This window comes from Streptomyces sp. 150FB (assembly GCF_000818195.1).
Lineage (GTDB): Bacteria > Actinomycetota > Actinomycetes > Streptomycetales > Streptomycetaceae > Streptomyces.
Genome location: NZ_JTHL01000001.1, coordinates 3,614,434 through 3,627,710, shown reverse-complemented (window position 1 = coordinate 3,627,710; position 13,277 = coordinate 3,614,434). Strand labels below are relative to the sequence as shown.

The 13,277-nt window shown below is 71.1% G+C and carries 14 protein-coding genes and 1 pseudogene; 9 read left to right on the top strand and 6 right to left on the bottom strand.

Translation table 11 applies throughout. The features are described from left to right. Nucleotides 1–295 (bottom strand): annotated as a pseudogene (locus QR77_RS47795) (hypothetical protein); the annotation flags it as partial. Then, nucleotides 292–882 (bottom strand): sigma-70 family RNA polymerase sigma factor, encoded by a 591-nt coding sequence (locus QR77_RS15485; RefSeq protein ID WP_040022358.1) that lies wholly within the window; start codon nucleotides 880–882, stop codon nucleotides 292–294. The pseudogene QR77_RS47795 and the gene QR77_RS15485, both read right to left, overlap by 4 nt. Nucleotides 883–1,267: 385 nt before the next feature. Between QR77_RS15485 and QR77_RS15480 the strand changes: the two genes are divergently transcribed. The 3 genes from QR77_RS15480 (at nucleotide 1,268) to QR77_RS15470 (ending at nucleotide 3,473) form a co-directional block, all read left to right on the top strand. After that, the gene (locus tag QR77_RS15480; protein WP_040022357.1) at nucleotides 1,268–1,642 is read left to right on the top strand and encodes an STAS domain-containing protein; all 375 of its coding nucleotides are present in this window, start codon (nucleotides 1,268–1,270) and stop codon (nucleotides 1,640–1,642) included. 95 nt (nucleotides 1,643–1,737) lie between these two features. Continuing rightward, nucleotides 1,738–2,250, top strand: coding sequence for an EF-hand domain-containing protein (locus QR77_RS15475; protein WP_040022356.1), 513 nt, complete (start codon nucleotides 1,738–1,740; stop codon nucleotides 2,248–2,250). 578 nt (nucleotides 2,251–2,828) lie between these two features. After that, nucleotides 2,829–3,473, top strand: a complete 645-nt coding sequence (locus tag QR77_RS15470) for an ATP-binding protein (RefSeq protein WP_236710669.1) — start codon at nucleotides 2,829–2,831, stop codon at nucleotides 3,471–3,473. Between the two features lie 99 nt (nucleotides 3,474–3,572). Here QR77_RS15470 and QR77_RS15465 read toward each other — a convergent pair whose 3' ends face one another. Then, complete coding sequence (locus QR77_RS15465) at nucleotides 3,573–4,616, bottom strand: helix-turn-helix domain-containing protein (protein WP_078876705.1); 1,044 nt, start codon at nucleotides 4,614–4,616, stop codon at nucleotides 3,573–3,575. Between the two features lie 60 nt (nucleotides 4,617–4,676). Here QR77_RS15465 and QR77_RS15460 point away from each other — a divergent pair, with 60 nt between their 5' ends. Then, nucleotides 4,677–6,047 carry an MFS transporter gene (locus QR77_RS15460; RefSeq protein WP_040028013.1) on the top strand — a complete coding sequence of 457 codons (1,371 nt, stop codon included), beginning with the start codon at nucleotides 4,677–4,679 and terminating at the stop codon, nucleotides 6,045–6,047. A 354-nt stretch (nucleotides 6,048–6,401) separates the two neighbouring features. On the opposite strand, the gene QR77_RS15455 is transcribed toward QR77_RS15460, so the two are convergent. Then, nucleotides 6,402–7,550 carry an NAD(P)/FAD-dependent oxidoreductase gene (locus QR77_RS15455; protein ID WP_040022353.1) on the bottom strand — a complete coding sequence of 383 codons (1,149 nt, stop codon included), beginning with the start codon at nucleotides 7,548–7,550 and terminating at the stop codon, nucleotides 6,402–6,404. Between the two features lie 140 nt (nucleotides 7,551–7,690). Here QR77_RS15455 and QR77_RS15450 point away from each other — a divergent pair, with 140 nt between their 5' ends. The 4 genes from QR77_RS15450 to QR77_RS15435 are packed head-to-tail and all read left to right on the top strand — an operon-like array spanning nucleotide 7,691 to nucleotide 10,240. Further along, nucleotides 7,691–8,323 carry a GNAT family protein gene (locus QR77_RS15450; protein WP_040022351.1) on the top strand — a complete coding sequence of 211 codons (633 nt, stop codon included), beginning with the start codon at nucleotides 7,691–7,693 and terminating at the stop codon, nucleotides 8,321–8,323. A gap of 28 nt (nucleotides 8,324–8,351) precedes the next feature. Beyond that, on the top strand, nucleotides 8,352–8,966 hold the full coding sequence (locus QR77_RS15445) for an asparagine synthase-related protein (RefSeq protein WP_236710668.1): 615 nt from the start codon (nucleotides 8,352–8,354) through the stop codon (nucleotides 8,964–8,966). Next, nucleotides 8,959–9,684, top strand: coding sequence for a lasso peptide biosynthesis B2 protein (locus QR77_RS15440; protein WP_040022350.1), 726 nt, complete (start codon nucleotides 8,959–8,961; stop codon nucleotides 9,682–9,684). Before QR77_RS15445 ends, QR77_RS15440 begins: the two co-directional genes overlap by 8 nt. 7 nt (nucleotides 9,685–9,691) lie before the next feature. After that, nucleotides 9,692–10,240 (top strand): GNAT family protein, encoded by a 549-nt coding sequence (locus QR77_RS15435; protein WP_040022348.1) that lies wholly within the window; start codon nucleotides 9,692–9,694, stop codon nucleotides 10,238–10,240. A gap of 37 nt (nucleotides 10,241–10,277) precedes the next feature. On the opposite strand, the gene QR77_RS15430 is transcribed toward QR77_RS15435, so the two are convergent. Together QR77_RS15430 and QR77_RS15425 are read right to left on the bottom strand one after the other, a co-directional pair. Further along, on the bottom strand, nucleotides 10,278–10,988 hold the full coding sequence (locus QR77_RS15430; protein ID WP_078876699.1) for a pyridoxal 5'-phosphate synthase: 711 nt from the start codon (nucleotides 10,986–10,988) through the stop codon (nucleotides 10,278–10,280). Between the two features lie 177 nt (nucleotides 10,989–11,165). Next, nucleotides 11,166–11,813, bottom strand: coding sequence for a TetR family transcriptional regulator (locus QR77_RS15425; protein WP_040022347.1), 648 nt, complete (start codon nucleotides 11,811–11,813; stop codon nucleotides 11,166–11,168). 271 nt (nucleotides 11,814–12,084) lie between these two features. On the opposite strand from QR77_RS15425, the gene QR77_RS15420 reads away from it, so the two are divergent. Beyond that, nucleotides 12,085–12,924 carry a VOC family protein gene (locus tag QR77_RS15420; RefSeq protein WP_040022346.1) on the top strand — a complete coding sequence of 280 codons (840 nt, stop codon included), beginning with the start codon at nucleotides 12,085–12,087 and terminating at the stop codon, nucleotides 12,922–12,924. Nucleotides 12,925–13,277 lie beyond the last annotated feature (353 nt).

Here is a 13,277-nt window from a genome sequence, read left to right as displayed (position 1 = left end):
CGGGACCCGAGGTCTCGACCGCGCGGTCCCACACCTCGAAGTCGAAGTCGAAGTCGGAGTCCGGGACGTCGTCGTCGGAGCCGGACGCGTCGGCAGGGCCGGGCGCCGTGCCGGAGCCGGGCGGCGGATCGAGGCGCGGCGGCGGGTCCATGTCGTCGCCCGCCGCGCGCGGGCCAGGTATCCGGGGGAAGCCACCGGGCCGTTCGGGGGCTTCGGGCCGTTCGGAGTCGTCGTCGCCGCCGTCTCCGCCGCCGCCGTCACGGCCGTCGCGGCCGCCGTCGAGCGGGCCCGTCACAGGGATCGTCCGTTTCCGGGCGGGGAGGAGCCTTCCAGCGCCTGTGTGTTGGCCGTGGAGAGAAGTTGCAGGCCGAGCCGGAGCCTGCGACGCGCCTCGTCGGCGGTGACCCCCAGGTCCTCGGCGGTCTGCCGGTAGTCACGGCGCTGGTGGTACGCCAGCTCCAGCGCCTCGCGCAGCGGTGCGGGCATCGACGTGACGATGTAGTCGGCGCGGGCCACGGCGGCGGCTCTGCGTACCTTCCGCTCCAGCTCCTCGGCCTCCTCCGCGCCGACGGCGCCGCTCGCCTCGTACGCCTCGGTCTCCGTCTCGCGGAACCGTCGCACGGCCTGCTGGCGTGTGACTTTCGCCACCCACGAGCTGATCGAGCCCTGCTTGGGGTCGTAGGTGTCGGGGTTCTCCCAGACGTGCCCGAAGACCTCGCGGGTGATCCGGTCGGCTGCGTCGTCGTCGTCGAAGACGCGGTTGGCGATGCTGTGTACGAGCGACGCGTAGCGGTCGTACAACTCGCCGAGCGCGGCGGCCTCACCCCGCGCGAGCCGCTGCTGCATCCTGCGGTCCCAGCGGGCCGGTGTGTCCTTCGTCATACGACTCCCAGCCTTCCCCGGCCTTGCCGCCCCGTGCCTGCCCTGGTTCTCCGTGTGCCGTGCGGTGCTGTGCCCTGCTGTGCGGCGCTGTGCGACGCGTATCGCTGGTGCTCACGGGTGCTCCCCGGCGTTCCCAGGTCCGCTGTGGAAGGCCGCCCCTTCCATCGAATGTAGTGGGCAGAACCGACAACGCACGCCCCTTTGCCTCAAGTGCGCCCCCAGAGCCGCCAGTCGCGCTATGGAGTACGTCACGGTGAGGAGTCCGTATGGTGAGGGACCGGTGACCGTTCTCTCAACGTGTTTGGTGGGAGTGGGGTCGGGCAGCGGCGAAGGAAGGGCGACTTCCGGATCGCCTCCGCATCGGCACGAGGAAAGGTCCAGGCGAGTGACGCTCAAGGTGGACGAGGCCGAGGACGGCGCGTGGACCGTACTGCGCATCACGGGCGAACTGGACATCATGACGTCGCCCGAAGTGCGCCAGCGGGTGCATGAAGCCGTGGCCGGAGGCCGTCGTGAGCTGGTGCTCGACCTGTCCGAGGTGTTCTTCTGCGACTCCAGCGGCGTGGGTGTGCTGATCGCCGCTCGCCGCCTGCTGCGCTCCTGCCAGGGCCGACTGCATCTGATCCTGCCCGCCGGGGGCTCGGAGGACGGCTCGCACGTCAACCGGGTACTGGCGGCGCTGGGCGTGCGCAGGCTGTTCGAGATCTACCCGGATGTGCCGACAGCCGTGGACGAGACCTGCCGGCCCCTTTCCGCGTAAGGCGCGCTCCGGCCAAGGACGGGCACCGGGCATTAACGGCTGATCTGTACGCAACAGGCCACACGGCCGGTGTCCGTCGTCGTACGCTCCGGGGCATGGACAGCGCAGAGTACGAGGCCAAGATCGCGTCCCGGTTCGCAGCCTTCGACCAGGACGGCAACGGCTACATCGACCGCGAGGACTTCAGTGGTGCGGCGGCGGCACTGCTCGCCGAGTTCGGTACGACGGCCAGGTCCGACAAGGGGCAGGCGCTCTACAGCGGCGCCGAGGCGTTCTGGCAGGGCATGGCCGGGATCGCCGACGTGGACGGGGACCAGCGCGTCAGCCGGCAGGAATTCATCATGGGCGCGGCGAAGCGGCTGCGTGACAGCCCCCAGCGCTTCGCCGAGATCGCCCGGCCGTTCCTGCACGCGGTGATCGCCATCGCCGACGAGGACGGCAGCGGGGTGACCCCGGCCGCCGCCGAGCGCGCGCTGCGGGTGCTCGGCGCTGCCCCGGACGTGGCGACACAGGCCGCTGCGAGCCTCGACGGGGACGGCGACGGCCGGATCACCGAGGAAGAAATCCTGACGTCCTTCGCCGCCTACTACGTCACGCCGGAGCCGTAGACCCGACGGCGACCCGACCGCGATCCGACGGCCCGGCCCGGCGGCGGCGCACGCGGCATGGCAAGACAAGGTCCGCACGCTTCCCGGCCTCACAACTCACCGTCGCGCGACGAGCGTTGCATCAGAAACGTAAGTCCTGGCCCCGGCCAGCCGGAGAGTAACTGAGCGTGTCGAGCGGACGGTTCCCCGGACGGCCCTCCGGTCGATACCGGGTTGTGTCCTAAGGACGTGCTGTCACGGGCCGGAGTCGCGTGACAGCTCCGGTACGCTCCGTCAGGTGCGAGAAGTTCTGAGGCGGGGCGGTCGCGGAGTTGCCGGTAGGGCGATTCCGGGAACCCGGATGTATCCCGCCCCCACGGGACAAAGGCACTTCGCGTGCCCATGGTTCGACCCCTCGCGACGGGCGTCGCACAGTATGCGGTACGCATACTCATTCGCGCTGGAATATGCCCGAAGCGCTTGTTGCGGTGACTGTACGTCAACCATGCTGTCTCGCAAGGGAGTCACGTTCTGTGACCCTGTTGAGGACCCTGTCGAGGTGCGAGGCGATGTGTCCGCCGGTTCGGATGGTGTGAGCGGTGCAGGTGCTTCAGGTTCAACTGGACGTAGGGGCCGACCCCGCGGAGGTGGGGCGTGCCCGTCGATGGGCCCGTTCGAGGCTCGTCGGTCATGGGATGGACGAGGATGAGCCGGCGGCCGAGACGGCGATCGTGCTCATCTCCGAGCTGATCACCAACGCCGTGGTGCACACGTGCCGTCCGGCCGTGCTGCGACTGCTCTTCGGCTCGGGCCCCGGCTCGGGTGCGGGGCCCGGTTCCGGCTCGGGTGCGGGCTCCGGCGCTGACGCGGCCGGTACGGCGGTGGGTGCCGCGGTCCGTACGGTACGGATCGAGGTCGCCGACGCCAGCGCCTCCCCGCCGCGCCCGCGCCACGCGGACGGCGACGACACCAACGGCCGCGGCCTGGAGTTGGTGGAGGTGCTCGCCGACCGGTGGGGGTGGCAGCCGGAGGGCAGGGGCAAGCGCGTCTGGTGCGAGGTGGACCGGACGGCGCCGGGCACGGTGACGGCGTACGAGCCGTGCGCGAGCGCCGGCGCGAACGTCAGCGCCAACACCACCGCCGGCACCGGCACCAGCGCCACTCATCGAGCCGCTCCCCGTGCCCGTGGCGGTGCCCGAGCGGGCGTCTGCGGGGCGATCTACGGCGCGACCCACAGATATTGAGCCCGGACCCACCCGTTCGGCGTGCGTTACGGCATTTTGTCAGCATGAGGGAGTGGCCAGACTCGCTCGTGCACAGGCTGTGGAAAACTTTCGCGGCAATTACCTGCCGGCCCCGGCGCGAAACGTGCGCCGGTAGACCGTCGGCGGGACACCCAGCACCGACTGAAGGTGCTGTCGCATCGACTGCGCCGTACCGAACCCCGCGTCGCGCGCCACCTGGTCGATCGAGAGATCCGTGGACTCCAGCAGTTGCCTGGCCCGTTCGACCCGCTGAAAGGTCAGCCACTGGCCGGGGCTGACGCCGACCTCCTCGCGGAACCGCCGCGTGAACGTCCGTACGGACATGGACTCCTGTCCGGCCATGTCGCGAAGCTGGATCGGCTCGTGCAGCCGGTCGAGCGCCCACGCGCGCGCGGCGGTGGTGGTCGCCAACTGCGGTTCGGGGATGGGCCGCTCGATGTACTGCGCCTGGCCGCCCTCGCGGTACGGCGGGACGACGGTGAGCCGCGCCACCTCGTTCGCCGTGGCTGTGCCGTGGTCGCGCCGCACGATGTGCAGACAGAGGTCGATCCCGGCGGCGACCCCCGCCGACGTCAGCATGTCGCCGTCGTCGACGAACAGCACCCCGGCGTCGACCTTGACGCGCGGGAACAGCCGCTGGAAGCGGTCGGTGGACGACCAGTGGGTGGTGGCGGGCCGGCCGTCCAGCAGCCCGGCGGCGGCCAGGACGAAGCTGCCGGTGCAGATCGAGACCATCCGGGTGCCGGGCCGCACCAGGGCGAGGGCGGCGGCGAGTTCGCCGGTGAGCCGGCCTTCGGTGTAGACGGGGCCGAGTTCGTACGAGGCCGGAATGATCACCGTGTCGGCGGTCGCGAGCGCCTCGGGACCGTGCTCGGCGAGGATCACGTAGTCGGCGTCGGTACGTACGGGGCCCGGCGGCCGGACCGAGCAGGTGACGACCTCGTACAGCTTCTCGCCCCCGGGGCCGCGCGGGCGGCCGAAGATCCGGTGGGGGATGCCGAGTTCGAAGGGGATGACTCCGTCGAGGGCGAGCACGGCGACGCGGTGCGCGGGCGTGTGTCCGGCGGCCGTGTGCCGGGCGGCCGTACGCCGGGCATCCGGCTGGGGGGATGTGAGCGCCATGGCCCGATTGTAGCGAACACTGGCTGTCGGGCCACTCGTATGGTCGCGCCGCGCTCACGGATGCTTTCTGACGTGACCCAGACAACCGAACACCGCCCAGCGGAGGACGCTCCCGAGCCCCGTGCCACCCCGGCCCCGGTCCGGGCGCCACGTCGGGCTGCTCGGGCGCCGCGCCCGCCGGGCCGGATCCACCGGGCGTGGTTCGTCGCCGCCGTCACCTTCGTGACGATCATCGGCGCCGCGGCCTTCTCCTCGATGCCCGGCCTGCTGATCGACCCGCTGCACGACGAGTTCCGCTGGTCGCGCGGCACGATCGGCTTCGCCGTGTCGGTGAATCTCGCGCTGTACGGACTGACGGCGCCGTTCGCCGCCGCGCTGATGGACCGCTTCGGTATCCGCAGGGTCGTCGCCGTCGCCCTCACCCTGATAGCGGTCGGCGCCGGACTGACCGTGGTCATGACGGCGTCCTGGCAACTCGTCCTGTACTGGGGGCTCCTGGTCGGCCTGGGCAGCGGCTCGATGGCGCTGGTCTTCGCCGCGACCGTCACCAACCGCTGGTTCGTCGCCCGGCGCGGCCTGGTCACCGGCATCCTCACGGCGGCCGGCGCCTCGGGCCAACTGGTCTTCCTCCCGCTGCTGTCCTGGCTGGTGGAGCACCACGGCTGGCGCCCGGCCTCGATCACGGTCGCGCTGGCCGCGCTGGCGGTGGTCCCGTTCGTCTGGCTGCTGATGCGCGACCACCCGGCGGACGTGGGCCTGTCGGCGTACGGGGCCGAGGAGTTCACGCCGAAGCCGGCGCCGATGATGGGCGCTGCGCGGCGTACGGTCACCGTGCTCTTCTCGGCGGCGCGCACCGGCCCCTTCTGGCTGCTGGTCGGCAGCTTCGCGATCTGCGGGGCGTCGACGAACGGCCTGGTCAGGACCCACTTCGTACCGGCCGCCCACGACCACGGGCTGCCGGTCACCACGGCGGCCTCGCTGCTCGCCGTGGTCGGCGTCTTCGACGTGGTGGGGACGATCGCCTCGGGCTGGTTCACCGACCGCTTCGACGCGCGGCGGCTGCTGGCGGTCTACTACGCGCTGCGCGGGATCTCGCTGCTCTTCCTGCCGATGCTGCTGGCGCCGTCGGTCCACCCGCCGATGCTGTTCTTCATCGTCTTCTACGGCCTCGACTGGGTCGCGACGGTCCCGCCGACGATCGCCCTGTGCCGCGACCACTACGGCGCCGACAGCCCGATCGTCTTCGGCTGGGTCTTCGCCTCACACCAGGTGGGTGCGGCGATCGTCGCGTTCGCCGGGGGACTCGCGCGTGATGTCTTCGGCTCGTACGACGTGGTCTGGTACGCGTCGGGCGCGCTGTGCGCGGCGGCGGCGCTGATGGCGCTGGTGATCAGGCACCGGCCGGCGGTCGCGGTGGCCTCACCGGCCTGACCCATTTCCGGGAGAGGATTCCGCGCCGGGGGCTCACCTCCGGCGCGTACACCGGTGTTCATGCCGTGATGGAACGACTCCGAATGCCCGCAACGAGTGAACATCGCGGCAAAAAGGGTGGCCCCCGGCGGGTCGTGGGCAGCATTGCGAAGCGACCGGCGCCGGACAGCCGAACCCGTCCCGGGCGCGACGAGTACTTCGGCCGTGACCACCACGGAGACTGCCGACGCGCCGAACGCGGCGGGACGGGACCAGGGTTGTCCTCGGCCGATGGGCCCCCCGCTCCCCCGGGGGGCCGCCCACCACGCCCGGCAGCCGCCCCGCAAGTCACCCAACCCGGACCACCCAACCCCCTTACCGCGAAAGCGCCTTCGCGATGCGGTAGGCGTCTCTCCTCAGTTCCCGGAGTGCGCCGCTGATCGGATTGGTGAAGCCCGTGAAGTACAGGCCAGGGGCCTGCTTCGGGGCCCGCCGGCCGTGGGTCGCCGGACGGCCCCGCTCGTCCAGTACGTCCAGGCCGCCCAACAGGCCCTCCAGACCGCGCTCGTAGCCCGTGGCAGCGATCACCACGTCGGGCGAGATCCGGCTGCCGTCCGCCAGGACGACCTTGTTGTCCTCGAAGGATTCGACCGCGGCCACCGGTTCGATCAGCCCCTTGCGTACGGCCTTGAGCAGCCCCACGTCCTGGACCGGGATCGCGCCCTCGCGCACCCGGGAGTAGAGGCCCGTCTCCGGGCGCGGCAGGCCCTTGGACGAGAGGTCCGGCACGGAGATCCGGGACAGGACCGCCGCCGCCCTGTCGACCAGCCGCGTGGGCAGCCGCCGTACGAGGATGGCCGTCGACTGCGCGGGCCAGCCCAGCGTGGAGCGGCGCACGATGTGGGGAGCCGTGCGGACGGCCAGCCGTACCCGCGCCGCGCCGCCCTCCGTCAGGTCGACCGCGATCTCGGCGCCCGTGTTGCCGACACCGACGACGAGCACGTCCTTACCGGCGTACGGTCCCGCTTCGCGGTACGCGCTCGCGTGCAGCAGTTCGCCCGCGTACGAGTCCCTCCCCGGCCAGGACGGGATGCGCGGCGTGTGGTTGTAGCCGGTGGCGACGACGACGGCGCGACCGGTCAACTCCCGGCCCCCGGAGGCGTGCAGCAGCCAGCCGGACCCGTCGGCGGTGCGCTCGATCCCGGTGACCTCCACGCCGGTGACGACGTCGAGTTCGTGGTACTCCGCGTACTTCTCCAGATAGCGCACCACGTTGTCGCGGGCGACCCAGCGCCCGAAGGAGCGCGGCATCGGCAGCCCGGGCAGGGCGGACTTCTTGCGGGTGGTGTGCAGGTGCAGCCGGTCGTAGTGACGACGCCAGGAGTCTCCGACGGCTGGGGACTTCTCCAGGACGACGGCGCGTACGCCCCGTTCCCGCAGTACGGCGGCGACGGCGAGCCCGCCGGGCCCGCCGCCGATGACGTACACCGGGTGGTCGTTCGTGGGGGTGGTCTCAGCGGGCATGAAAACTCAGCGTAATCGCGCTGACACTTGTTGGGTCTCGGTCAAGATGGGAATCGGTTGCGAATAGGTCACGTACGGGTGTGGATCGTGTGCGCACCCCCTCTCTCCATGCCGGGCACACATCGTTGTTGAATGAACGGATGACCGAATCTCCACGTCTCCACCTCCCGGCTCCCACCGACATACGTGGTTACGGGCTGCGCCTGCGCGCCTGGCGCGCCGACGACGCGAGCGACCTGACCGCGATGCTGCGCGGCGTCACCGACCCCGACTTCCTGCGCTGGAACACCCCGCTGGTGCCGGTCACCACCGAGGCCGACGCGGCGCAGGCCGTCCGGGCGCGGGCGGAGGGGTGGGAGCGCGGCGAGATGGCGCACTTCTGCGTCACGGAGGACGCGACGGGCGCGACAGGCGCGACGGGCCCGGCCGAGGGGCCGGTCGTCGGGCACATCGGGCTCGGGATGATCGATCTGCGGATGCGTACCGGACGCGTCGGTTACTGGGTGCTGCCCGAGGCCCGGGGCCGCGGGGTCGCCCGCCGCGCGCTGGAACTCTGCACGCGCTGGGCCTTCGAGAGCGCCGGGCTCCACCGCATCGACCTGGGCCACGCCATAGGCCACGACGCCTCCTGCCGCATCGCCGTGCGCTGCGGCTACCTCGCCGAAGGGGCGCTGCGGGACGCGATGTTCGACTCGGGCCGGATGGACGTCTTCCGCGACGTGCACCTGCACGCCCGCCTCTCCAGCGACGCGGCGCCACTCGACATCGAGTAGGGATGCCAGGATCGCGCACCTCAGGCGCGTGCGGGGCTGCCGGCGGTGGGCGGCCTGGGCCGGCCCTTCTGCCCACCGCTTGCTGGCCGATGCCGCCCACCGGACAGCGGCCGAGCCGGACCCGTTACCCGGGCTGGACTTCGCGGTACGGGCGTGCGTGGACGAGATCCGCGAGGTTGCCCGCACCGCCGCCGCGGACGCCCAGCTCGCCGCCTCGGTCGGCATCGACCTGCACAACCCCTTCCTCGATCCGGTCGTGGTGGACGCCGTGCTGAGCTGTCCGCTCGACCGCAGACCAGCGCTGTACACCTACAAGCCCCAACTGGCACGCGCGATGGCCGACTTGCTGCCGCCGCAGACCGCCGCGCGCACCACCAAGGGCAGCTTTGCGGCCGACCACTACACCGGGATGCGGGCCAACCTGCGCGAGCTGTCCGCTCTCGCGGACGGCTACCTCGCCGACCTTGGTCTCCTCGACCCCGGCCGATTCCGCCGGCACTTGTACGAGGCCGCCGCCGGCCTTCCGGTGCCGCTCGCCACCCTCGAACAAGCCCTTGCCGCCGAAGCGTGGTTGACCGCTCACCACCGCGATCCCGCCCCGAACTGGACCCGTACCCCGGCGAGGAGCGAGTCTCGTGCCTGACCTCGATCTTCTCGCTCAGCCTGCGCACGTCCGCGCTGCCGACTTCGGGCACGTCCTGGTCCTCGTCTCCTACCGCACCGGCCAGGTGCGGGGCCTGTTGCCGGCCGCCGCCGTTCGCTTCCGCGAGGCAGCCCGCACCGGCCGGTCAACTTCGCTGCCCGGTGCGCTGTCCGCTCAGCTCCTGGGCGCGGGACTGCTCGCCCCTTCTCCGGCGGCCCGGCCGTGGCCACTGATCAAGGCCACGACCACGACCGCGAGTTGGGGCAGCACCGAACACCCTGGCGGCACCGCCCGCCCCGAACCCGTCCCGCGGCGGGCTCTGCTCGGCGCCGCGGCAGCGCTCGCCTCGGTCGCCGCAGTCGAGAAAGCAGGGAGCCGCCGCACCACGATGCTCCGGGTGATCCGCGCCGTCCACCGCGCCACGTCAACCTGCCGCCGCCCGGCCACGCCCGGACAAGCCACGGCTGCCGTACTCGCCGTCCGGGCCGCCGGATGGCATTCTCCCGTTCGGACCGCCTGTCTGGAGGAGTCCGCCGCCGCCGTACTGCTGCTGGCCGCCCGGCGCCTGTCCGTCACCTGGTGCCACGGTATCGCCGCCGACCCCGTCCGGCTGCACGCCTGGGTGCAGACTGAAGGCGGCCAGGTCGCCGAACCGGACTCGACACTCGCCTACACGCCCGTCCTCACCATCGGAGCCCGTCATCACCGTCAGCCCTGAGCCCGCCATCTGGGTCCGCGACGCAACCTGCGGCCTCGGCCCCTACCGCGCTGATCTCGTCGAGACGTACTGGCGGTGGGAACAGGACCCCGCCCTTCTCGTCGGCTTCGGCCAGCAGCGACCGGAGTCGCTGGAGTCCCGTACCGAGGGCATCACCCACCAACTCCGCGGCGCAAACGTGCGCTTCACCATCTACGACCTCACTGGCGAGACCCCCGTCCCGGTCGGCGTCACCACCATGCTTCCCGACCCGGCCGTCCGCACCGCCGAATACATCGTGATGCTCGCCCCTGAGGCCCGCGGCAAGGGCCTCGGGACCGCCGCCACCCGGCTGACCCTCGACTACGCCTTCCACGTCACCAACCTGCGAATGGTCTGGCTGAAGGTGCTCGCGCCCAACAAACCCGGCATCCGTGCCTACGAGAAGGCCGGTTTCCGTGCCGCCGGTGCCCTCCGCGAGGCCGGCTACTGGCTCGGCCAGAGCTGCGATGAGCTGATCATGGATGCCCTCGCCAGCGAGTTCACCGGCCCCTCAGTGATCACCCCGCTGCGGTGACCGAGCCCAGGCGCTCACACGCTCTGCCGGTCCGGGCCTACGGCCAGAGCAGCTCCCGTGCCCACTCGTCCTTCGCCAGCCGGTAGCGCAGCCGCACATGGCGCCTGTGCGCGTCGCCCTGGAAGAACTCCACCTCGTCGGGGGCCAGGACGTACAGCGTCCACGACGCCGCCTCCGCCTCCGGCTCGCGTCGCGCCCTGTCCCAGGCTGCGTCGCTCTCCGCCGCCAGTTCCCCGGCCGACTCCAGTACGTCGCTCTGCCGCCCCACCAGCGCGGAGGCCAGCGCCCCCGTCGAGTGCGCGTGCAGGTCGGCGCTGCTCTCCGCGGGTCCGGCGGGGACGACCCGGCCACGGAGGCGTACGGCACGGCCCTGTGACGGCCAGTAGAAGTTCAGCGCGGCCTCGGCCCGTACGGCGAGCTGGCGGCCCTTGCGGCTGGTCGCGTGCGAGGCGAAGTGCCAGCCGCGCGGATCGGCGTCATGCAGCATCAGGGTCCGTACGTCCGGCCGGCCGTCGGCGTCGGCGGTCGCCAGCGTCATCGTGTGCGGCTCGGGCTGCCCGGCCGCCACGGCCTCGCCGAACCACCGGTGGAACAGCGGCAGCGGCTCGTCCGGCGCGCCGTCCGGATCGAAGGCGGGCAGCTCGATGTCCCAGACCCGCTGCGCGTGCAGCAGAGTCCGGAAGGCGTCCTGCGGGTCTTGGGGGTCCCCCGGGGGGTTCCGGTGTTCGGTGCCGTCGGCTGCGTTCATCCCGCCATTCAACCGGGCGGTGGAGCCGTGCGCCGCTCGCGTCCGTCGGTCCGCGTCCCGGGGACGGGAACGCCGGTGGGGATCAGCTCGGTGATCCCCACCGGCGTGACAGGACGGAGGAGGAGGGGCACGCCCGTAACGGGCCCGCCGGCTTGGTGCGCCGGTCTGTTTTCACGGTTACTTCGTGGGCTTTTTGCCGGTGATGCCCAGGTGCACCAGGAGAGCCAGATTCGGCTTCAGCTCGGCCTGCTTCACACCCCAGGTCTGGAAACCCTTCTGGTGCGAGGCCACTCCGGCGAGCATCACGACCAGCGAACCGGCGAGGGCCGCCGGATTGACGTCCTTGTCGACGCGGCCCTTCGACTGAAGCTCCTTCACGGATTCCGTAAGGGAGTTCGTGACGGTGTTGAGGATCCTCATACGGATCTTGTAGAACCGTTTATCCCCTTCTGCCGCACCGAGATCGACGACGCGGAGGATCGCGTCGTGCTTGCGCCAGAAGTCGAGGAATCCCTCGACAAGTCCTTCGGCGGACTGCCAGCCGGCCTTGCCGACCCAGGAGCGTCCGGAGACCAACTCGGTCAACCCGGATCCCTCCTTGGCCATTTCCTCGGCGATCTCGAGGACGGCGCCCTCGACATCTGGGAAATACTGGTAGAAGGTCGCGGGTGAAGTCCCCGCCTTCCGGGCCACGTCAATGACTTTGACGTCCCGGTACGGCGAGGAGCTGAGCATCTCGCTGAGGCAGTCGAGCAGCTTCTGCCGCGTCGCCTGGCCTCGCCGACCAGCCACGCGGCCGTCGACCGTGCGTACTTGTCCTGTCATGACGTCAGCTTACCGACGGGTGATCGGAGCGCGATTTGGCCGACTGCAAATGGGGAACCGGCCACTCCGCGCAGGGCCCGGGCCGCCAGGCCGCCCCGCAATAGTGTTATCAACAGCCTGTGGACAACTTAGGTGGACAAGTCCAGGTGGTGCCCGCCCCGTATTGGGATAATGAGGGCACATGTTCTATTTTCATCCGCTGCGCCTCGGCCCATGGGCCATTAGCTTGGCTTTACGAGGGGGCGCAGGGGGGTGAAGGAAGGACCCGCTCATGGTCGCATTCGCTGACGGCACACCCTGCTGGCTGGACGTGGCGCTCCCCGATCTCGAAGCGGGCAAGCGCTTCTACGGCGAGCTGTTCGGCTGGACCTTCGGCGACGACGGCGACGACAGCGGTGCGGGCGTCGCGGGCGGCGGTGCGGGTTATGGGCAATACACCGAGGCCTTCAGCGACGGGAAACGGGTGGGGGGCCTGACCGCCAAGCGGGACGGCCGTATGCCCACCGTATGGAGCATCTATTTCGCGGTTTCCGACGCCAACGCCACCAGCCGGAAGATCCGGGAAGCGGGCGGGCTGCTGGTACGGGAGCCGATTCCGCTGGGCCGGTTCGGTGTCGTGGCGCTGGGGGCGGACCCGGCGGGCGCGGTATTCGGGCTTCTGGAAGCGGGCGAGGACACCGGATTCGAGAAAACGGGCCTGCCGGGATCTTTCTGCTGGACAGAGGTCTATACGAGGGACGCGGCGGCGGTCGACCCGTTCTACGAGTCGGTTTTCGGCTTCAGAGGCACGGACGTCACGGACGAGGACACCGCCGCGCCCGGCCCGACCGCGTACCGCGTGTGGTCCCCGGCCGGCACCATCCCGCGCCGGAACACCGCGGTGGCCGGCCGCAGCGTCATCACCGACGCGTTCCCGGCGGAGCTGCCGGGCCACTTCCTCAGCTACTTCGCTGTCACCGACTGCGACGCGACCGCCACCACGGTCACCCGCCTGGGCGGCCGGGTGACGGGCCCGCCGTACGACATCGAGACGGGCCGGATGGCGGTCTTCGTGGACAACCAGGGAGCGTCCTTCGCGGTCCTGGCGGAGCGACCTACCGGGGCGGGTTGACGGTCGGTGTCGCCGGGTCGCCTCGCGGCGGGCGGCCGTGGGTCTGGCGTTGCGGTGCGCGCCGCGTGCGTTTCGCGGACGCGGTTGGGGTGCGCGGCCGTTGGTTGCGGTTGTTGTCGGGTGTCGCTCCGGGGTGGCATCCGGGATGCACAATTTACGGCGCGTGCGGGCGGATGCCAGGTGTACGCGGCCCTCCGCCGCAAATCACGCGTGAGTATCCCGGACACCACCCCTGCGCGCCCCCCTTCACCTGCGGGAACCGCGAACTGACCGCCCCGGACGAGCCGTTACGGGCCGAGCGACCGGCGACGGAGGGTGACGGGGTCGCAGGAGGTACGTGTCCGGACGCTAAC

Bases quoted from the DNA above. Each gene is read 5' to 3' on its own strand.
- QR77_RS15485 (WP_040022358.1), bottom strand. From the start codon at position 882: ATGACGAAGGACACACCGGCCCGCTGGGACCGCAGGATGCAGCAGCGG.
- QR77_RS15475 (WP_040022356.1), top strand. From the start codon at position 1,738: ATGGACAGCGCAGAGTACGAGGCCAAGATCGCGTCCCGGTTCGCAGCC.
- QR77_RS15465 (WP_078876705.1), bottom strand. From the start codon at position 4,616: ATGGCGCTCACATCCCCCCAGCCGGATGCCCGGCGTACGGCCGCCCGG.
- QR77_RS15460 (WP_040028013.1), top strand. From the start codon at position 4,677: ATGCTTTCTGACGTGACCCAGACAACCGAACACCGCCCAGCGGAGGAC.
- QR77_RS15455 (WP_040022353.1), bottom strand. From the start codon at position 7,550: ATGCCCGCTGAGACCACCCCCACGAACGACCACCCGGTGTACGTCATC.
- QR77_RS15450 (WP_040022351.1), top strand. From the start codon at position 7,691: ATGACCGAATCTCCACGTCTCCACCTCCCGGCTCCCACCGACATACGT.
- QR77_RS15430 (WP_078876699.1), bottom strand. From the start codon at position 10,988: ATGAACGCAGCCGACGGCACCGAACACCGGAACCCCCCGGGGGACCCC.
- QR77_RS15425 (WP_040022347.1), bottom strand. From the start codon at position 11,813: ATGACAGGACAAGTACGCACGGTCGACGGCCGCGTGGCTGGTCGGCGA.
- QR77_RS15420 (WP_040022346.1), top strand. From the start codon at position 12,085: ATGGTCGCATTCGCTGACGGCACACCCTGCTGGCTGGACGTGGCGCTC.